14 protein-coding genes are annotated in these 19644 nt (G+C 70.4%); 10 read left to right on the forward strand and 4 right to left on the reverse strand.

Translation table 11 applies throughout. The features are described from left to right. Nucleotides 1–383: 383 nt before the first annotated feature. The 3 genes from WCD84_RS13400 (at nt 384) to WCD84_RS13410 (ending at nt 5840) form a co-directional block, all read left to right on the forward strand. Nucleotides 384–2030 carry an acetolactate synthase large subunit gene (locus WCD84_RS13400; RefSeq protein WP_343281689.1) on the forward strand — a complete coding sequence of 549 codons (1647 nt, stop codon included), beginning with the start codon at nt 384–386 and terminating at the stop codon, nt 2028–2030. A 35-nt stretch (nt 2031–2065) separates the two neighbouring features. Then, the gene (locus WCD84_RS13405) at nt 2066–3685 is read left to right on the forward strand and encodes an aldehyde dehydrogenase family protein (protein WP_343281690.1); all 1620 of its coding nucleotides are present in this window, start codon (nt 2066–2068) and stop codon (nt 3683–3685) included. Between the two features lie 370 nt (nt 3686–4055). Continuing rightward, a complete protein-coding gene (locus tag WCD84_RS13410) occupies nt 4056–5840 on the forward strand; it encodes a vWA domain-containing protein (RefSeq protein WP_343281691.1) in 1785 nt (594 codons plus the stop codon). Between the two features lie 24 nt (nt 5841–5864). Here WCD84_RS13410 and WCD84_RS13415 read toward each other — a convergent pair whose 3' ends face one another. Next, the gene (locus WCD84_RS13415) at nt 5865–8756 is read right to left on the reverse strand and encodes a bifunctional diguanylate cyclase/phosphodiesterase (RefSeq protein ID WP_343281692.1); all 2892 of its coding nucleotides are present in this window, start codon (nt 8754–8756) and stop codon (nt 5865–5867) included. Between the two features lie 177 nt (nt 8757–8933). Here WCD84_RS13415 and WCD84_RS13420 point away from each other — a divergent pair, with 177 nt between their 5' ends. From WCD84_RS13420 to WCD84_RS13435, 4 genes are read left to right on the forward strand one after another with little or no spacing between them, the layout of a single operon-like run. Continuing rightward, the gene (locus WCD84_RS13420) at nt 8934–9548 is read left to right on the forward strand and encodes an RNA polymerase sigma factor (RefSeq protein WP_343281693.1); all 615 of its coding nucleotides are present in this window, start codon (nt 8934–8936) and stop codon (nt 9546–9548) included. After that, a complete protein-coding gene (locus tag WCD84_RS13425; RefSeq protein WP_343281694.1) occupies nt 9545–10630 on the forward strand; it encodes a hypothetical protein in 1086 nt (361 codons plus the stop codon). Before WCD84_RS13420 ends, WCD84_RS13425 begins: the two co-directional genes overlap by 4 nt. Continuing rightward, entirely contained in the window at nt 10627–11211 is a 585-nt protein-coding gene (locus tag WCD84_RS13430) for an IMPACT family protein (RefSeq protein ID WP_343281695.1), read from the forward strand. Before WCD84_RS13425 ends, WCD84_RS13430 begins: the two co-directional genes overlap by 4 nt. Before the next feature lie 27 nt (nt 11212–11238). Continuing rightward, the gene (locus tag WCD84_RS13435) at nt 11239–13068 is read left to right on the forward strand and encodes an ABC transporter transmembrane domain-containing protein (RefSeq protein ID WP_343256097.1); all 1830 of its coding nucleotides are present in this window, start codon (nt 11239–11241) and stop codon (nt 13066–13068) included. Nucleotides 13069–13347: 279 nt separating this feature from the next. Here the strand turns inward: WCD84_RS13435 and WCD84_RS13440 are convergent, their stop codons facing one another. Continuing rightward, nucleotides 13348–14973 (reverse strand): acyl-CoA dehydrogenase family protein, encoded by a 1626-nt coding sequence (locus WCD84_RS13440; protein WP_343281696.1) that lies wholly within the window; start codon nt 14971–14973, stop codon nt 13348–13350. 177 nt (nt 14974–15150) lie between these two features. Further along, nucleotides 15151–16752, reverse strand: a complete 1602-nt coding sequence (locus tag WCD84_RS13445) for an SDR family oxidoreductase (protein ID WP_343281697.1) — start codon at nt 16750–16752, stop codon at nt 15151–15153. Nucleotides 16753–16884: 132 nt separating this feature from the next. Here WCD84_RS13445 and WCD84_RS13450 point away from each other — a divergent pair, with 132 nt between their 5' ends. After that, nucleotides 16885–17442, forward strand: a complete 558-nt coding sequence (locus WCD84_RS13450; RefSeq protein ID WP_343281698.1) for a DUF6630 family protein — start codon at nt 16885–16887, stop codon at nt 17440–17442. A gap of 193 nt (nt 17443–17635) precedes the next feature. Here the strand turns inward: WCD84_RS13450 and WCD84_RS13455 are convergent, their stop codons facing one another. Next, the gene (locus tag WCD84_RS13455) at nt 17636–18061 is read right to left on the reverse strand and encodes a tetratricopeptide repeat protein (RefSeq protein ID WP_343256094.1); all 426 of its coding nucleotides are present in this window, start codon (nt 18059–18061) and stop codon (nt 17636–17638) included. A 148-nt stretch (nt 18062–18209) separates the two neighbouring features. On the opposite strand from WCD84_RS13455, the gene WCD84_RS13460 reads away from it, so the two are divergent. Together WCD84_RS13460 and WCD84_RS13465 are read left to right on the forward strand one after the other, a co-directional pair. Then, the gene (locus WCD84_RS13460) at nt 18210–18800 is read left to right on the forward strand and encodes a hypothetical protein (protein WP_343256093.1); all 591 of its coding nucleotides are present in this window, start codon (nt 18210–18212) and stop codon (nt 18798–18800) included. Then, entirely contained in the window at nt 18800–19180 is a 381-nt protein-coding gene (locus tag WCD84_RS13465; RefSeq protein WP_343256092.1) for a hypothetical protein, read from the forward strand. The genes WCD84_RS13460 and WCD84_RS13465 overlap by 1 nt, the downstream gene beginning before the upstream one ends. Nucleotides 19181–19644 lie beyond the last annotated feature (464 nt).

Below are 19644 nucleotides of genomic sequence, written 5' to 3' on the forward strand. Positions count from 1 at the left end.
GGAGGCAGGGGGGATGCCCAGAGCCGGCCATGGATGGCCGGCGGCCGGAACTGGGAGCAGGATGCGCATATTCCGGCTGGGCATCCCCCCTGCCTCCACGGCGGGCAGCGCGCACCCTCCCGGAGCAATCACCCGCAAGCTCCACGCAATCGGGAGAAGAACCCTCTTTTTGGGAGCGGCTATATCCGCGATCGCTGCGTGGCGGTATCCATTAGCGCGATCGCAGCTATAGCTGCTCCTACAGTCGGTAACGGTGGCTGCAGGTGATGGTCGCAGCTGTCGCTGCTCCTGCAGATGGCGGGCGGGCTGCATGCTCGCCTGTTGCTAACGTCACGGCTTCCATACTGCCCGCACCGATGGCAGTCGAAGGAGGCAGCACCCCCATGGCCAAGGCGTCCGATCTGTTCGTCGCCGCGCTCCAGGCCGAAGGCGTGGAATACGTGTTCGGCATCCCGGGCGAGGAAAACCTCGACCTGCTCGAGTCGCTGCGCACTTCGGGCATCCGCCTGATCCTGACCCGCCACGAGCAGGCCGCCGGCTTCATGGCAGCCACCTGTGGCCGCCTCACCGGCCGCGCCGGCGTCTGCCTGAGCACGCTCGGGCCCGGGGCCACCAACCTGGTCACCGCCGCGGCCTACGCCCAGCTGGGGGCGATGCCGATGCTGATGATCACCGGGCAGAAGCCGATCCGCAGCAGCCGCCAAGGGCATTTCCAGATCATCGACATGGTCGATACCCTGCGCCCGCTGACCAAGTACACGCGGCAGCTGATCTCCGCCGACAGCATTCCGGCGCGCGTGCGCGAGGCCTTCCGCCGCGCCGAGGAGGAGCGCCCCGGCGCCACCCACCTCGAATTGCCGCAGGACGTTGCCGGCGACCCGACCGATGCGGTGCCGATCCCGAAGTCGTACTCGCGCCGGCCGGTGGCCGAACACAAGGCGATCGCCCACGCAGCCGAGGCGATCCGCGCCGCCCGCCACCCGCTGCTGATGATCGGCGCCGGCGCCAACCGCAAGACCACCGCGCGCGCGCTGCGCACCTTCGTCGACAAGCTCGGCATTCCCTTTTTCAGCACCCAGATGGGCAAGGGCGTGCTCGACGAGACCGACCCGCTGTGGATCGGCACCGCGGCGCTGTCCGACCACGACTACGTGCACCGCGCGATCGACGCCGCCGACTGCATCGTCAACATCGGCCACGACGTCATCGAGAAGCCGCCGTTCTTCATGCGCGAGGGCCGGCGCACGGTGATACACGTCAACTACGACGGCGCCGCGGTCGATGCCGTGTACTTCCCGCAGGTGGAGGTGGTCGGCGACATCGCCGATGCGGTCTGGCGCCTGTCCGAGGCCGTCGAGCCGCAGGCCCACTGGGACTTCGCCTTTTTCGATCGCGTGCGCACGGCGCTGTGCGCACAGCTGGAGCAGCGCCGCGACGACGCGCGCTTCCCCATGATCAGCCAGCGCATCGTCGCCGACCTGGCGCAGGCGCTGGGCCCCGACGACATCACCTGCCTCGACAACGGCCTGTACAAGCTCTGGTTCGCGCGCAACCACCGCTGTCGGCGGCCGAACACGCTGCTGCTCGACAACGCGCTGGCCACCATGGGCGCCGGCCTGCCGTCGGCGATCGCAGCCAGCATCGTGCATCCCGGGCGCAAGGTGGTGGCGGTCTGCGGCGACGGCGGCTTCATGATGAACTCGCAGGAGCTGGAGACCGCGGTGCGTCTGGGACTGGACCTGGTGGTGCTGCTGCTGCGCGACGACGCCTTCGGCATGATCAAGTGGAAACAGGCGCACGAGGACTATCCCAACTTCGGCATGGACCTCGGCAATCCGGATTTCGTGAAGTACGCGGAGAGCTACGGCGCGCGTGGCCACCGCCCCGCATCGGCCGATGAATTCCTGCCGCTGCTGCAGAAGGCGCTGGCCAGTCCCGGCATCGACCTGATCGACGTGCCGATCGATTACAGCGACGACGACTGGCTGTTGAACGAGGAGATCCCGCGGCTCAGCGCAGCGGTGGAGTGAGCGACCGGCACAAGGATTCGAGGAGGACAGCAACCATGCCCAGGCAGAAGAAGACGAACGCAGGAAGCCCGGCCGGTACAACCGGCACTTCGGGAAAGACCGGCAAGGCCGGCAAGACCGGCAAGGCCGGCAAGACCAACAAGTCCGACAAGGCTGGCAAAGCCGGCGAGACTGCCACGCCCGGCAAGTCCGGCGCGTCCGGCAGGCGTGGCCGACTTGCCGCCAGCTATCCGTACTACCTGGCCAACCGCGCGGTCGCGGCCAATACCGACCTGGAAGTGCTGGACAAATACAGCGGCAAGCCGGCCACGCGGGTCGCGTTTGCCGACGCCGGCGCCGTGCGCAAGGCGATCGTGGCCGCGCACAAGGCCAAGCCGGCGATGGCCGCGTTCACGCCCGACGCCCGCCGCGACGTACTCGAGCACTGCGTACGCCGCTTCGGCGAGCGCGCCGACGAACTGGCGCTGGCGCTGTGCATCGAGGCCGGCAAGCCGATCAGCGATGCCCGCGGCGAAGTCGAACGGCTGATCGACACCTTCCGTATCGCCGCCGGCGAGGCCACGCGCATCGGCGGCGACGTGATCGAGCTGCAGCTGTCCGAGCGCACCCGCGGCTATCGCGGCATGGTCAAGCGCGTGCCGATCGGCGCCTGTGGCTTCATCACGCCGTTCAACTTCCCGCTGAACCTTGTGGCGCACAAGGTCGCGCCGGCGATCGCGGCGGGTTGTCCCTTCGTGCTCAAGCCCGCCGCCAAGACGCCGGTCGGCGCGCTGATCATCGCCGAGATCCTGGCCGAAACCGACCTGCCGAAGGGCGCGTTCTCGGTCCTGCCCTGCAGCAACGATGACGCCGCGCAGCTGGTCGAAGACGAGCGCCTGGCGCTGCTGAGCTTCACCGGCGGCCTGATCGGCTGGGAACTCAAGGGGCGTGCGGGCAAGAAGAAAGTCACCCTGGAACTCGGCGGCAATGCGGCATGCATCATCGACGCCGATCCCGGCGTCGACCTCGACCACGTCGTCGAGCGCCTGGTGTCCGGCGCCTACTACCAGTCCGGGCAGAGCTGCATCAGCGTGCAGCGCATCATCGTCCACGCCGACATCTATCCCGCCCTGCGCCGCAAGCTCAAGGCCGCGGTCGGGAAGCTGACCATGGGCGACCCGCGCGACGAGCGCACCTTCATCGGCCCGATGATCGACGAAGCAGCGGCCCAGCGCGTCGAACAGTGGATCCGCGATGCGCGCAAGGCGGGCGCAAAGCTGCTGGCCGGCGGCGAGCGCAAGGGCAATATGCATCCCGCTGCGCTGCTGGAGGGCGTGCCGCGCGATTCCGACCTGTACCGCAAGGAGGCATTCGGGCCGGTGGCGTGCATGGAATCCTTCGACGATTTCGACGACGCCCTGGCGCGCGCCAACGACAGCGACTTCGGCCTGCAGGCCGGCGTGTTCACCGCCAGCCTCTCGCACGCGATGCGCGCCTGGGACCGGCTGGACGTCGGCGGCGTGGTGGTCGGCGACATCCCCAGCTTCCGCGTCGACAACATGCCCTACGGCGGCGTGCGCGACTCCGGCCTCGGTCGCGAAGGCGTGAAGAGCGCCATCGAAGACATGACCGAACCCCGCCTCCTCGTCATCCGCGACCACCCCGCGCCGCTGTAGGAGCAGCTACAGCTGCGACCATCGCGCCCTTGTAGGAGCAGCTACAGCCGCGACCGTCGCACCCTTGTAGGAGCAGCTACAGCTGCCGTCGCGCTCTTGTAGGAGCAGCTACAGCTGCGACCGCACCGGCCGTAGTGGAAAAAACGGCTATAGCGAGACCGTCCAAGCCCTTGTGGGAGCGGCTATAGCCGCGATTGCTGTTTGGCGGCAAGCGCCGTGGAAGAGCGGTCGCAGCTATAGCTGCTCCTACAGGTTTGGGGTCAGGTTTGGGGTCAGGTTTTGGGTGAGGTTCGGGGCAAGGCTTGGAGCCGCGAGAACCCCGATCTGCACCGTCGGGCGTTGTCGCTCCTGCCCAACGACGGAGCCCGCCATGAACCGCCTCGCTTTCACTGCCGCACTTGCGGCGAGCCTGCTGCTCGCCGCCTGCCAGACACCGCACTCCGGCGCGGACAAGACCACCGACGCCCACGCGCCGCATCCGTCCACGCCGCACGCACCACCGCCCGCACCGCCCGCGCCATCCACCACGATGGCCCTTGAGGCCACCGCCATGGCCGTACAAGCGGATCGCGCCGCCGGCGCGCAGGCGCGCAAGCTCCACGCCGCCTCGCCGTTCCGCCCAGGCCATCAGATCATTCCCCCGCCGCGTCCCTGGCCGGCCGACCCCGCCAACACCGAGGAATACGCCGAGGTCGAAGACAACCCCGTGCGCCGCGCTTCCGAGCATCCGGTGTCGACCTTCTCCGTCGACGTCGATACCGGCAGCTACAGCAACGTGCGCCGCATGCTGCGCATGGGCGTGCGCCCGCCGCCGGATTCGGTGCGCGCGGAGGAATTCATCAACTACTTCAGCCATCGCCATCCGGCACCCGCCACGCGCGAGGTCCCCTTCCGCGTCACCACCGAAATCGCGCCCGCGCCCTGGGATCCGGCGCGCCACCTGCTGATGGTCGGCATCAAGGGCTACGACGTCTCGAAGGCCAAGCTGCCGCCGGCCAACCTGGTGTTCCTGGTCGACACCTCGGGCTCGATGCATTCGCCCGACAAGCTGCCGCTGCTGCGCCAGGCCTTTGCCGCGCTCAGCGACCAGCTGCGCGCGCAGGACAAGGTCTCGATCGTGGCCTATGCCGGCTCCGCGGGACTGGTGCTGCCGCCGACCCCGGGCGACCGCAAGGGCGAGATCCTGGCCGCGCTCGAGCGCCTGCAGGCCGGCGGCAGCACCAACGGCGGCGCCGGCATCACGCTGGCGTATGCGATGGCGCGCCAGGGCTACGTCGAAGGCGGCGCCAACCGCGTGATCCTGGCCACCGACGGCGACTTCAACGTCGGCACCGTCGAGCGCGGCACGCTCGAAGCCCTGGTCGCCGACCAGCGCAGGTCCGGCATCGCCCTGACCACGCTCGGCTTCGGCACCGGCAACTACAACGACGCCATGGCCGAGCGCCTGGCCGATGCCGGCGACGGCAACCACGCCTACATCGACACCCTGCTGGAAGCGCGCAAGGTGCTGGTGGAAGAGATGTCGTCGACGCTCTTGACCATCGCCCGCGACGTCAAGGTGCAGATAGAGTTCAACCCGGCCGTGGTCGCCGAATACCGGCTGGTCGGCTACGCCAACCGCATGCTGCGCGAAGAGGACTTCGCCAACGACCGCGTCGACGCCGGCGACATCGGCGCCGGGCACGAGGTGACCGCCCTGTACGAGATCGCGCTTGCCGGCTCCGGCGCCGAACGCCTGCCGCCGCTGCGCTACGGCGCAAGCGATTCGCAGGCCAAGGCCCGCACGGGCGAGCTGGCCCACCTGCGCCTGCGCTACAAGCAGCCCGACAGCGACACCAGCCGCCTGATCGAAGTGCCCCTGCGCCGCGGGGACATCCGCGCCCAGGCCGGCCCCTCACTGCGCTTCGCCGCCACCGTCGCCGCCTTCGCCGATGCCCTGCGCGGCGGCCACAACCTAGGCGCCTGGGACTGGGACGCGATCTCGGCCAGCGCACGCGGCAGCCGCGGCGACGACCGCTGGGGCCTGCGCGCGGAATTCGCCGAACTGGTCGAGGCCGGGCGCGCGGTCACCCGCAGCGACAGTGATCGCGAACATGGCCGCGATGACGGCGGCCGCGACGAAGGCCGCGACAGCCGCGGTCACACCGGCCGCTGATCGATGCCCGCGCCCCGCCGCCGCTCAGGCCGCGCCGCGGCGCTCGGCGGCGGCCGCGGGCTTCGGGTGCCCGAACAGGAAGCCCTGGCCCATGGTGCAGCCCAGCTGGCGCAGGACCGCCGCCTGGCCCTCGGTCTCCACGCCTTCACCGATGGTGTCGATGCCGAGCGTGCTGGCCAGGGCCAGGATCGCGCGCACCAGCGCCAGGCTTTCCGGGTGCCGCGCGTCGTCCAGGCCGGCGACGAAGCTCTGGTCGATCTTCAGCGCGTGGATCGGGAACCGGTGCAGGTAGGACAGCGCCGAGAAGCCGGTGCCGAAGTCGTCCAGCAGCGCCAGGATGCCGCGCGCACGCAGGGTCTCGAGCATGCGCAGCGCGCGCGGGGCGTCGTCCAGCAGCGCTACTTCGGTGATTTCGATGCGCAGCCGCGACGGCTCCGCGCCGCTGTCCTCGAGCATCTGCAGCAGGCGCTCGGCGAAGTTGTCGGAGTGGAAGTGCCGCGGCGACACGTTGATCGACACATAGCCCTCGCGGTGCCGCGCCATCCACGCGAACGCGCGCCGGTACACCAGCCAGTCGACCTGTTCGATCAGCCCGCTGTCTTCGCCCACGCCGATGAAGTCACCGGGCGACAGCGCGCCGTGCACCTCGTGGTTCCAGCGCAGCAGTGCCTCGTGGCCAACCACCCTGCCGGTGGCGAGGTCGATGATCGGCTGGAACCAGGGCTCGAAGGCATCGGCAAGGATCGCGCGCCTGAGGTCGGCCTCGAGGTCGAGCAGGCGCGTGGCCTCGGCGCGCATCTCTTCGTCGAACAGTTCGCTGCGGTCGCGCCCGCGGGCCTTGGCGCGGTACATCGCGGCGTCGGCGTCGCGCAGCAGGTCCTCGCCGTGGTGGTAGCGCGGCTGCCACATGGCGATGCCCACCGAGGCCGAGGGGAACAGCTCGCGCCCGGCGACCCACATCGGCCGGCCCAGCTCGGCCAGGATGCGCGCAGCCACCGCCTGCGCCGCCACGTCATCACCGGCGTGGCCAAGCATGACCGCGAATTCGTCGCCGCCAAGGCGCGCGACCACGTCGCCCTCGCGCAGCACGCGCGCGATCCGGCGCCCCACTTCGACCAGCATCTCGTCACCGGCCGCATGCCCGACGCTGTCGTTGACCAGCTTGAAGCGGTCGAGGTCGAGGAACAGCACCGCGAACGGCCCGCGCGCCTGCCTGCGGGTTTCAGCGATGGCGGCGTCGAGCCGGTCGAGCAGGTGGATGCGGTTGGGCAGCCCGGTGAGGTGGTCGTGGCGTGCCTGGTGGATCAGGCGCTCTTCGGCGCGCATGCGCTCGGACACCTGCGCGCGCAGCTCGCGGTTGGTGTCCTCCAGCTCGCGCGTGCGCGCATCGACCCGGTGCTCGAGTTCGGCGTGGGCCGCCTTGAGGTGGTCCTGCGAACGCTTGCGCGCCAGCGCGCCGCCGATGTGATGGGCGACGAAGGTCAAGAGCTTCTGGTCCTGCACCGTGAAGTCGATATCCCGCGAGTAGCTCTGCACCGCGATCACGCCGACCGCGATGCCGTCACGCAGCAGCGGCACGCCCAGCCAGCAGTGCGCCAGGGTGCCGTGGTGGCGCAGCTCGCCGGAGGACTCCAGCCGCGTGATCACCTCGCGGTCGGCGAGCAGCGCGCGCCCGCTGTTGATCACGTACTCGCTCAGCCCGTGGATCATCCTCCGCGGCCGGCGCACGATGTCGCGCTCGTCCACCGAGTACGGGAACTCGATCTGGCCACCATCGCCGGACACCATCGCGATGTAGAAGTTGCGCGCGTAGAGCAGCTCGCCGACCACCGCGTGCAGGTCGCCATAGAAGCCTTCCATGCTTTCGGCGGTGAACGACAGTTCGCTGATCCGGAACAGCGCGCGCTGCAGGCGCTCGGCGCGCTGGCGTTCGATGATTTCCGCCTGCAGCACCTGGTTGGCCTGCTGCAGTTCACGCGTGCGCGCATGCACCCGGCGCTCCAGCTCGGCCTGGGCGTGCTTGCGGTCCAGCGCGGTCAGGATGTGCTGGGCCACGAACTCCAGCAGCGCGCGGTCTTCGTCCGTGTAGCAGTCCGGCTGGTCGTAGCTCTGGACCACGATCGCCCCGCTGACCCGGCCCTCGCGGCGCATCGGCACGCCCAGCCAGTCCGCGGCATCCGGGCCGTGGGCCAGGTCGAGATCGACGGCCAGCTGCCTGCGGATCAGCTCCGTGGCCCCACGCAGCGGATGTCCGTGGCGCAGCAGGGCCACGGTCAGGCTGTTGGGCATGGTCGCGATCGGCGTCTCGATGCTGGCATCCGCACGCCAGGGATCCAGCCGGTCGGCGAAATACAGGAAACGCATGGTGTCGCGCACATCGTCATACAGGACGATGTAGAAATTCGCGGCCGACATCAGCCCGCCGACGATGCCGTGGATGCGCTTGAGCACCTCGGCCATCTCGAGGCCCGATCCGGCGAGGTCGGCGATCTCGTACAGGCTCTGCTGCAGCCGTTCCGACTTGCGCAGGGACTCGATCCGGGCCTCGGCCTGGGCCGAGGCGATGGTGGCCGAGACCAGCCGCCGCGCCAGCGCGCGCCAGGCATCGCGCGAGGACGGCGTCAGCGGCTCCGGCAGGCGTGCGGCAATGGCGACGCGCGCCTCGCCTTCGTTCCAGCATTCATCGATCATCGCGCCCCGGGACCCGCCCATGGCGGGCTTGCCGGCCATGAGGGCGGCGGCATGGGTCCTGAGCTGGCCGGGCACGCCCTCGACCTCGGAGGAACCCTGCCCCAGGCGCTCGTCGTCCCAGCACACCACCACGCCGGAGCCGGTGGGAAGCGATTGCGCAAGCATGCCCGCAAGCGCGGCCAGGTCGACCTCGCGCGGCGGCGATGTGAGCGCTATGTCCAGCATGACCTGCACCTGCGACGCCCTCTTCTCCAGTCAAGCACCATGGGGAAAACGGCGAACATGCCGGGCGACGGCAAGACCGCGAGCCCACCCCCCGCGGGCACGGCTGCCATCATGCCCGCTGGACCCGCCCCGCGCACGGACTTCCCGCGCTGTCGCCCAGGGCTTAACCTCATGCCGATGGACGCCTCACGGGGACATGGCCACGTCGATGACAGCGACGCGGCCGGCGACGATGTGCTGATGCTTGCCTGGACCCAGGGCGACATCGGCGCGTTCGAAGCCCTGTATGCGCGCCACCGCGAGCGTCTGTACCGCTTCCTGCGACGCCAGCTGCGCGACCCCGGCCTGGCCGACGAGGTCTTCCAGGACACCTGGCAGCGGGTGGTGGCGGCCGGCCCCGACTGGCGACCGGAGACCGCGTTCGTGTCCTGGCTGTACCGGATCGCGCGCAACCTGGTGGCCGATCACTGGCGCGCCCGGCAGCACCGGCCATCGGCGCCCGCCGACGCCGAGGAGCGCACGCTGCGGGTCGAAGACCCCGACAGCCCGGAGCTGCAGATGGCGGGCTTCGAGCGCCGCCGGGAGCTGCAGAAGGCGCTCGATACCCTGCCCGACGAGCAGCGCGAGGTGGTGCTTCTGCGCCTGGAACAGGAACTCAGCCTTGAGGACATCGGTGAAATCACCGGCGTGGGCCGTGAAACGGTGAAGTCGCGCCTGCGCTACGCCATGGACAAGCTGCGCGCGGCCCTGGCCCCGCCGGCCGCTGCCACGGCGCAGGAGGAAGGACGATGACGCGTCCGTCCCGCCGCGACCCGCTGCAGCCGACCGAGCGCGAGCTGGCCGATGCGCTGGCGCAGACCGCGCCGACGCGAGGTCCGGCGCCGGACCTGGACGCGACCATCCTGGCGGCCGCGCGCGAGGCTGCGGGCGAGCGCCCGGCTGCGCAGGCAGCGGGTGCCGCCGCAGAAACGGGGCGATCCGAAACGACGGTAGCGGCCGCGCCAGCAACGGCAACGGCGTCGACGTCCGGCGCGGGGCATCACCGCCGCCGGCGCAGTCCTGCCTGGCTGCGCGGTGGCGCGCTGGCCGCGACCCTGGTGATCGCGGTCGGCGTGGCATGGCAGATGAGGTCATCGCTGGAGCCGCCCGTGATGACGATTGAGACCGAAGCACCCGCGGCGTCGGTCCGCTCGCTGCCGGAAGCCGCCCCACCACCGGCGGAGGCTGCACGAGCGCGCACGGCCGCACAGGATGCGGCCAGCCAGGCGCAGCCGGCCCCGGAACCGGCTGCGCCTCCACTCGAACCCGCGGCCGCTCCACGCCCTGCCGTTCCCCCCGGAATCGAAACGACATCGGCCGCGGTCGGCGCCCGCGATGCCGCTGCCGCAGGACAGGCGCGCCGCGCAGCGGCATCTTCCCGCGCCGAGGCCGCATCATCCGAAGCGCGCAAGGCACGGCCCGAGCGCCGCGAAGCAGCCCCCGTGGTCTTCGACGCACCCTCGCCCATGGACGCGCCGGCAGCCGCTCCGCAGCCGGCGCCACCGCCGCCTGCGCCTGCGCCGCAACGACCCGCGTCGGTGCTCGCGCTGCCACCCCCGGCCGGTTCCGCAGCCCGGCCGGAGGCCGCCGCCACGCAGTCCGCGGACGCGGCTGGACACCACGATCACGCTGAAGACTGGTTCGACCAGCCGCTGGACGACACGCCACCCGCCTCGGTGGACTCGCCGGCCGTACGCGAAGCCTGGCTGGCCAGGATCCGCGAACTGGTCGCCGCCGAGCGCTATGACGAGGCACGCGAGAGCTTCGCCGAATTCCGCCGCCGCCACCCGGACGCCCCGCTGCCGGACGGGCTGCGCACCCTGCTGGAAGAATGAGCACCACGCTGGCCGCGGCCGCCGCGCACGAACTCGTGGTCAAGCACAGCCGCTTCCTGGCCAACGCGATGCCGGTGGAGGATGTCGACGCCGCCGCGGCCTTCATCGCCCGCATCTCGGTGCCCGACGCGACCCACAACTGCTGGGCCTGGCGTCTTGGCGGCGCCTACCGCTCCAGCGACGACGGCGAACCCGCCGGCACCGCCGGCCGGCCGATCCTGGCCGCGATCGACGGCCAGGACCTGGACGGCGTGGCGGTCGTGGTCACGCGCTGGTACGGCGGCATCAAGCTCGGCGCAGGCGGCCTGGTGCGCGCCTACGGAGGCACCGCCGCCGAGTGCCTGCGCACCGCCGAACGACGCGAGGTGGTGGAGATGGCCGAGATCGAGGTCACCTGCCCCTTCGCCGACCTCGCCTCGGTGCACGCCGCGCTGCCGGCCTTCGATGCGGAGAAGCTGGGCGAGGACTTCGCCGTCGACGGCGTCCATTTCCGCCTGCGCCTGCCGGCCATCCGCCTGGCGGACCTGGCCGACCACCTGCGCGACGCCACGCGCGATCGCGCACGCGTAAGCGACCCATAGGGCCAGGGCATCGGCGACAATGGCCGGATGGCCCAGTTCGCGAACACTCCCGCACCACCCCCTGCGCCAGGCGCGCGCGAAGACGATTCCTCCGGCAAGACCAGGGTCCCGCTGTCGACCCTGCGGCCGCTCTGGCCGTTCCTCGCCCGACACAAGGCCCTGCTGGCGGCCTGGCTGCTCGCCCTGCTGGCATCCAGCACCGCGACCCTGAGCCTGCCGCTGGCGGTGCGGCGCATGATCGACGACGGCTTCGCCAGCGGCGCCGGCATCGATGCCGCGTTCGTGCTGCTGTTCATGGTGACGCTGGCGCTGGCCATCGCCACCGCGGCGCGCTTCTTCTTCGTTTCGCTGCTGGGCGAGCGCGTGGTCGCCGACCTGCGCACGCAGCTGTTCAGCCATCTGATGGGCCTCGACCAGTCCTTCTACGAGCGCAGCCGCACCGGCGAACTCGTCTCGCGCCTGACCGCCGATACCGAGCTGCTGCGCGGCGTGGTCGCGACCAGCATGTCGGTCGCCCTGCGCAGCGTGGTGATGGTGCTGGGCAGCGTGGCGATGCTGATGGTGACCAGCCCCCGGCTGGCGGCCTGGACCCTGGTCGGGATTCCGCTGGCGGTGCTGCCGCTGGTGCTCGGCGGGCGCCGGCTGCAGAAGATCTCGCGGCAGAGCCAGGACCGCGTGGCCGACGCCAACGCCCTCGCCACCGAGACCCTGGGCGCAGTCGACACCGTGCAGTCGCACGCCCGTGAAAACCATGAGCGCGGCCGCTTCGGCACGGCCGTGGCGACCGCGGTTGCGGTGGCGCGCAAGCGTATCGGCGTGCAGGCGCTGGTGACCGCGGTCGCGATCTCGGTGATTTTCGGCGCCATCACCCTGGTGCTGTGGCTGGGCGCGCACGACGTCGCCGACGGCCGCATGAGCGCGGGCACGCTGGGGCAGTTCGTGCTGTATGCGATGTTTGGCGCGGGCTCGGTGGGCGCGCTGGCAGAAGTCTGGAACGAACTGCAGAAGGCGGCCGGCGGCATGGGCCGGATCGGCGAGCTGCTGGACGAACAGGCGACCGTGGTCGCACCCGCCGCGCCGAAAACCCTGCCGCAGCCGGTGCGCGGTGCGGTGGCGATGCACGACGTCGTCTTCCACTACCCCACCCGCCCCGACGCGCCCGCGCTGGAGGGCTTCACGCTTGACGTCGCACCCGGAGAAACCGTGGCCCTGGTCGGCCCCTCGGGCGCGGGCAAGAGCACCGTGTTCTCGCTGCTGCAGCGTTTCCGCGATCCGCAGTCGGGCTGCGTCTCGCTGGACGGCATCGACCTGCGTGAGCTCGACCCCGGCGCCCTGCGCGAGGCCATGGCCCTGGTGCCGCAGCGGCCGACGATCTTCGCCGCCAGCGCCGCCGACAACATCCGCTATGGCCGCCTGGACGCGACCGACGCCGAGGTCGAGGCGGCCGCGCGTGCCGCCGAGGCGCACGAGTTCATCGTCGCCCTGCCGGGAGGCTATGCCTCCGAGCTGGGCGAGCGCGGTGCGCGCCTGTCCGGCGGCCAGCAGCAGCGCGTGGCCATCGCCCGCGCCCTGCTGCGCGACGCGCCGGTGCTGCTGCTGGACGAAGCCACCTCGGCGCTCGACGCGCAGAGCGAGCGCGCGGTGCAACACGCCCTTGAACGCCTGATGGAAGGTCGCACCACGATCGTGGTCGCCCACCGCCTGGCAACCGTGCTTCGCGCCGACCGCATCGTGGTGATGGACCACGGCCGCATCGTCGCCGAAGGCACGCACTCCGAACTGCTGGCGCAGGGCGGGCTGTATGCCGAACTCGCGCGGCTGCAGTTCCTCGACGCCGCGCCTGCTTCCGCGCCGTAGCGACGGATGCTGCAAGGGGAGGCCCAACCCTACCCTGTGGGAGCGGCTACAGCCGCGATCCATGCCAAGACATCGCAGCTATAGCTGCTCCCACAACACCCGGCACCCTGTGGGAGCGGCTACAGCCGCGATCCGTACAAGGACATCGCTGCCATAGCTGCTCCTGCAACAGCCGAATCTTCCCGGCCGCTTCACCTCTGGCGTCGAATTTTCCGCTCTATCGGCGTAAATCCGCGCTGATCGGTGCTGATTCGCGCAAATTCGTGGCCAAAAATCTTTTCAACCAGGCAACGCCCGCGCAATGACCTCGCCATGGTCAACGCCGACCGGCAGCGTTCCCAGCGCCAGACCATGCTCGCCATCCAAGCGGCTGCGGCAGAAGGCTTCAGCCACCGGGCTACCGGCGCGCAGCAGCACGGAGGCCTGCAGCGCCAGCGCCAGGCGTTCGACCAGCATCCTTGATCCCGCTTCATCCGCGGCCGAGAGCATGTCTTCCAGATTCGCGACCACGGCGTCGAGCGCGGGATGCATCCCGCGCGCGGCTACGATCTCGGTCCGCAGCGCGTTCGCGGCCGCTGGCTCACGCTTCAGCGCGCGCAGCACGTCCAGGCACTGGATGTTGCCGCTGCCTTCCCAGATCGAGTTCAGCGGCGCCTGCCGGTACAGCCGCGGCAGCAGCGATTCCTCGACGTAACCCGCCCCTCCCAGGCACTCCTGCGCCTCGTTGACCACCGCGGGCGCGCGGCGGCAGATCCAGTACTTGCCGATGGCGGTGGCGATGCGCGCGAACGCCGCTTCGGCGGGATCGCGTCCGGCGGCGTCGACCGCGCGCGCCACGCGCATCGACAGTGCCAGCGCGGCTTCGGTCTCGATCGCGATGTCGGCCAGCACGTTGCGCATCAGCGGCTGGTCGGCGAGCCGCTTGCCGAACGCGCTGCGATGGCGGCAGTGGTGCAGTGCCTGCGCCAGCGCCATGCGCATGCAGCCGGCCGAGCCCAGCATGCAGTCCAGCCGCGTCAGCATCACCATCTGCAAGATGTTCGCCACGCCGCGGCCCTCGTCGCCGACCCGCCAGGCCAGCGCGCCCTGGAACTCGACTTCGCTGGAGGCATTCGACCAATCGCCGAGCTTGTCCTTCAGGCGCATCAGGGTGAAAGCGTTGCGGTCGCCATCGGGCAGACGGCGCGGCATCAGCAGGCAGGTCAGGCCGCCGGGCGCCTGCGCCAGCACCAGGAAGCCGTCGGACATCGGCGCCGACATGAACCATTTGTGGCCGACCAGGGTGTAGGCATCGCCGCCTGCGCCGCTGGGCGTGGCGATGCTTGCGTTGGCGCGCACGTCGCTGCCGCCCTGCTTCTCTGTCATGCCCATGCCAAGCGTGACGCCGGGCTTGTCGCCGATCTCCACGTCGCGGGCGTCGTAGCGGCAGGCGGCGACCTTGTCCGCCCACTCGCGCAGCGCGGGTGCCTGGCGCAACACCGGCATCGCCGCGTGGGTCATGGTCAGCGGACAGCTGCTGCCGGGTTCGGCCTGGTAGTGCAGGTAGGCCAGCGCCGCGCGCGCGACGTGTGCCCCGGGTTCCGGCCGCGCCCAGGACAGGCCGGCGACGCCGTGCGCGATCGCGGTCTCCATCACGCGGTGGTACGAGGGGTGGAACTCGACGCGGTCGATGCGGTGCCCGTTGGCGTCGTGCGTGCGCAGGCGCGGGCGGTCGCGATGGGCGTCGTGCGACAGCGCCAGCAGCTCGCCGCCGGCGAGCGCGCCGTAGGTCGCAACCTCCTTGGTGAACGCCTGGCCGCCTTCGCGCTGCAGGGCTTCGCGCAGCGCGATGTCGTCGCTCCAGAGATCGCGCGTGCCGAACGGCGGCGGCTGGTTGGCGACCTCGTGCGTCTGGAATGGCTTCATCGCGTGGCTCCGCTGGGTCCGTCGCGAACGTTAGCACCCGGCAAGAGCCCGCTTGAGCGCCCCTCTCTTTTTTTGTGGGAGCGGCTATAGCCGCTCCCACGAAAGCCGGCTTCGCAATTTGCGGCGTGCGGCGTGCAGTGTGCGGTGTGCGACCCGCAGCCTGCGAGGGTCGCGCCGCTACCAGTCGGTCGGGCGATAGTCCTTCAGGAACTGGCCCCAGACGTGCTCGCCGGTGTTGAGGCCGGCGATGATCGGGTCGACGATGCGGGCGGCGCCATCGACGATGTCCAGCGGCGGGTGGAAGCGCTCCTCGATGGTCTTGCGCGCCGCGATCTCCACCGGATCCTCGTCGGTCACCCAGCCGGTGTCGACCGAGTTCATGTGGATGCCGTCGCCGTGGTAATCGGCCGCCGAGGTGCGCGTCATCATGTTGAGCGCGGCCTTGGCCATGTTGGTGTGCGGGTGCCGGGTGGTCTTGAAGTTGCGGTAGAACTGCCCTTCCACCGCCGAGACGTTGACGATGTGGCGGTCGCGCGTGGGCGGCGAACCATCCGGCGTGCGCAGCATCAGCGGCTTCAGGCGCGCGTTGATCAGGAACGGCGCGATGGCGTTGACCAGCTGCACTTCCAGCAGCTCCACCGACGGCACTTCGTCCATCTGCAGGCGCCAGGAGTTGCGCCCCCGCAGGTCGACCTGCTGCAGGTCCTGGTCCAGGCGGCCCTCGGGGAACAGGTGCGACTGGCCCAGCAGTTCCTCGGCCAGCAGCGGCACCTGCGACAGCTCCGCGGCGCGGGTCAGGCCGGCGGCGGCCTCGTGGCGCAGGTCGCGGCCGGCCAGCGCCGTGGCAGCCCCCTCGGGCAGCAGCGCGTCGGCGCGCAGGCCTTCGTAGCGGCCAAGCAGCTTGCGCAGATGCCCGGGTGCCTCGTGCAGCGCCGCGGTCTCGGCGGCCATCATGTGGGTGTAGAAACCCGGCGGGCGGCGCACCGTCTGGCAGGCGTTGTTGATGATGAAATCGAGGCGGTCGTGGGTCGCCAGCAGTTCGCTGCAGAAGGCCTCCACGCTGGGCGTGTGGCGCAGGTCGAGGCCGAAGATCTCCAGGCGGTCGTGCCAGTCGGCGAAGTCGGGCTCTTCGGCGTAGCGCGCCGCGGAATCGCGCGGGAAGCGCGTGGTCACGATCAGCCGCGCGCCGCAGCGCAGCAGCTTCAGCCCGGCCTGGTAGCCGATCTTGACCCGGCCGCCGGTCAGCAGCGCCACCCGGCCGCTCAGGTCGGTGAGTTCGGTGCGCTTGGCGAAGTTGAACTCCGCGCACTCCGGGCACAGCTGGTCGTAGAAATGGTGGATGCGCGAGTACTTCTGCTTGCAGACGTAGCAGTGCTGCGGCTCGAGGGTCTCGTGGTGCGGCGGCACGTCGGCGTCGAGGTCGCGCGGCTCGAAGCCCTCGGGCGGGAAATAGTTCGGCGTAGTGAACACCGGCTGGCGGCGCAAGGTGCGGATGCCGGTGGCGTCGAGGATCGCGTCGTCGCGCTCGTTCTTGGCCTGCACGCGGCTGCGCTTGGCCTGCTTGCGACGCTGCCGGCGCGCGACGGCATCCACCGGCGCGCCAAGTGCTGCGACCGCGCGGTGCAGGCGCTCGCGGGTGGCATCGTCCAGCGCGTCGAGCAGCGCATGGTCCGCGGCGACGGTTTCAAGGGTGTCGGTGGCCAGCTTCAGCCGCGCTTCGATGGATCCAGCGGGCAGCTGCGGGCGGGCGTCAGGAGCGCCCGGTGGGGTCGTGGTCATCGGCATAGTTTGAAGGCTCAGCGCCCGCAGCGACAGCGCCCCGTCGCCCCGCCCCGCCCCGCCCCTATTGCCGTGCCGCCCCGATCATCCACCTGCGCTTATCCTGTGCGCCCCACCCGCTTCCCCACGCCCATGCACGCTCCCGACACTGAATTCGACCCCGACGACAACTACGCCAACGGCTTCGCACCGGACATGGAGGTCGACGAGGACGCCGGCACCGAGGTGCTGGTCTGGCAGCTGCTGCTGCTGATCAACCCGGACGACGAAGAAACCGCCCTGCAGCAGTTCGGCGCCTGGCAGGACGCCACCGCCGACGCCGGCGAGGACGAATTCGAACCCGCCTGGGTGCTGAAGGACATCATCGACTGGAAGTCCGGCTTCCAGGTCCACGACGACGATGCCGCCGCGTTCGTGGAAAGCATCAATGAACTGGTCGCGCGCTGGAACCTCCAGCTGGACTGGGGCGTGGAAGACCCGACCGATGCCGAGTTCCTGGCCAGCGCCAGCATCCCCGACCTGCTGCACGTGGCCTACGACGCGCTGCGCGCCTATGGCTACACGCTGTGGGTGTGGGAGACCGGCACCGAGACCACGGCGGGCTGGATTGCGCTGAGTCGCGATGACGAAGCGATGCGCGTGATTGCGCCGGCGCTGGGGATCGAGCTCAGGCCTGGGGGCTTGGCCTGATGCGTCCGACTGACCGGGCAAGCCCGCGCGGATAGTGCGGCGACGGCAGCCAGTCGCCCATCCAACGGATCCCGCGGGCGATCAGCTTTTCGACCGCCTTCTCCGTGATCCCCATGCGCACTGCGATCTGTGCGTGGTGCCGATGCCGCGGGCGCCGAACGATACCCGGGTATCGAAGCCCAGCAGCCGCCGCCTAGATGCCCTGGAGGCGCGTCCGCAGGAAGGCCAGGTACTTCGGGTCCTCGTCGTCGAAGACCTCGGGGTCGACCAGGTAGGCCCGCGCCAGTTCGTCGGCGGCGCGCTCCTGGTCGCCCAGCTCCAGCTGGCACTGCCCCAGGCGCAGGTGCAGGAAGGGATTGCCGATGGCGTCCGGGCAGTGCATGGCGTTGGACAGGTTGTCGCGGCCGGCCTCGAAGTTCCCGGACTGGTAGTCGGCATCGCCGATCGCGGCCAGCAGCCAGGTGGCGGCGTCCCATTCGATCTGCGGCTCGGGCAGCAGGTCCCAGGCGGCCCAGTAGCGCTCGAGTGCGGGTTCGAACTCGCCTTCTTCCGCGAATTCATCGCCTTCGGCGCTGAGCGCCTGGATCTGCTCGTGGATGTCGTCGTCCAGCTCCGTCATGCCCGTGGCTCCTTCGAATGGCCCTGCATCTTCGCGCACCCGGTTTGCAGTTCTGCGACTTTGCCCTCCCGGGTTCGAAGCACCGTCACATTGGCTGGCGATGATGTCGAAACGACGCAAACCCGGGAGAGGTGGACGCTTGCCCACGATGAGACGGACCACGGCCACGGCCACGGCGCTCGCCGTGAGCCTCGGCGCGACGCTGGCGCTCGCCGGCTGCGGCATCGGCGCCCACTCGAATGACGAGATCCTGGCCGAATCGCACCGGCGGGGCAGTGGTGCGGAGCCTTTCCTGATCCGCGAGGCGGAGGCGGCCGTGGCGGCGCGGGTATCCGCGGAGCCCGGCAGCCTGGTCATCGCCTCGCTCACGCTCGAACCGCGAGGCCTGGGCCTGGTGGCGGCCGATCCGCGCACACCGGGCAACTGGGACAGCTACCGCTACAGCGGCGGCAGCCCGCTCGCCGAGTCCACGCCGGTGCGCGCGGCCCCCGGCGAGCTGGACGGTTTCCGGCTCGCCGACTTCCGCGCGCTGGAGCGCCTGCCCGAGCTGGTGGCCGATGCCCGCCAGCGGGTCGGGTCCGCTCCAGACGCCCGACTGGCCCGCATGTCGATCGAGCCCCCGAAGCGCGCGCGCGGCGACGACGCGCAGCCGACGGGCCCGGAGCTGGAGGTGGTCTTCACCGATCCGCGGCACGGCACGACCCTGCAGCGCTACGACGCCGACGGGAGGCTGCTCTGATGCCCGACTGGCTGGCGAAGTTCGGCCGCTTCTGGTGGCTGCCCTACCTGCTGCTCTCCGCCGCGCTGTGCGCCCTGGTCGCGCTGCTTGCAACGTTCATCCTGTGGGGCGTCTGGCCCGGCGGGATGGCCCATGCCGCACCGTGGGTCTGTCCCGAGGGATTCCCGGACGCCTTCGTGCAGGAGCATGTCTACAAGGTTGCGGGCGAAACCCGGATGTCGTGGTCGCTGGTCTGCATGTCCGCGAACGGCGCGATGCACCAGGCCGGCACGTCGCGGATCATGTACATGGCCACCGGGATCCTGTGGCTGCCGCTGATGGGGTTCGCGCTGTTGCTGGGCGCCGGGGTGGCGCACCCGCGCGGCAAATCGGCCAAGTGAAGCGCAAAAAAAGGTTCTTCTCCCACGTGAGGGAAAGACGTACGGCCGACCCGGCGGAGTGGCTGGTTCTTCTCGCGGCTCCGGGGTACTGACGTGACAGTTGGAGCAGGTTGTTGCGCGGGAGCTGCGCCGTTCTGGTCCGCGCTGCCCGTCCCGTGCATTTCTCCGTTGTAGCCCGCGCTGCCCGTCCCGCACACAGGGGGTGTGCTGCGCCGGCCGTCTCCGCGTCCTGCTCCCAGCGGCCGGGCGCCGGCCATCCATGGCCGGCTCTCCGCACACCCCCTGTGCACGGGACGGGCCGTGGCGTTTTCCTGCTTCGGGACGGAGATCAAGAGCGGGCGCGCTCGCGATCGTAGGGGTCGCCTTGGCGTGGCTGTGCCGCTTGATCCGGTGACGATCCAACCGGTTGCGACATCTGCGTCGACGTTGCCCTCGTCCACCACCGCGCAAAAGGTCCGGGCCCG

Origin of the sequence: Luteimonas changyuni (assembly GCF_039548395.1) — a bacterium.
In the GTDB taxonomy this organism is placed as follows: domain Bacteria; phylum Pseudomonadota; class Gammaproteobacteria; order Xanthomonadales; family Xanthomonadaceae; genus Luteimonas.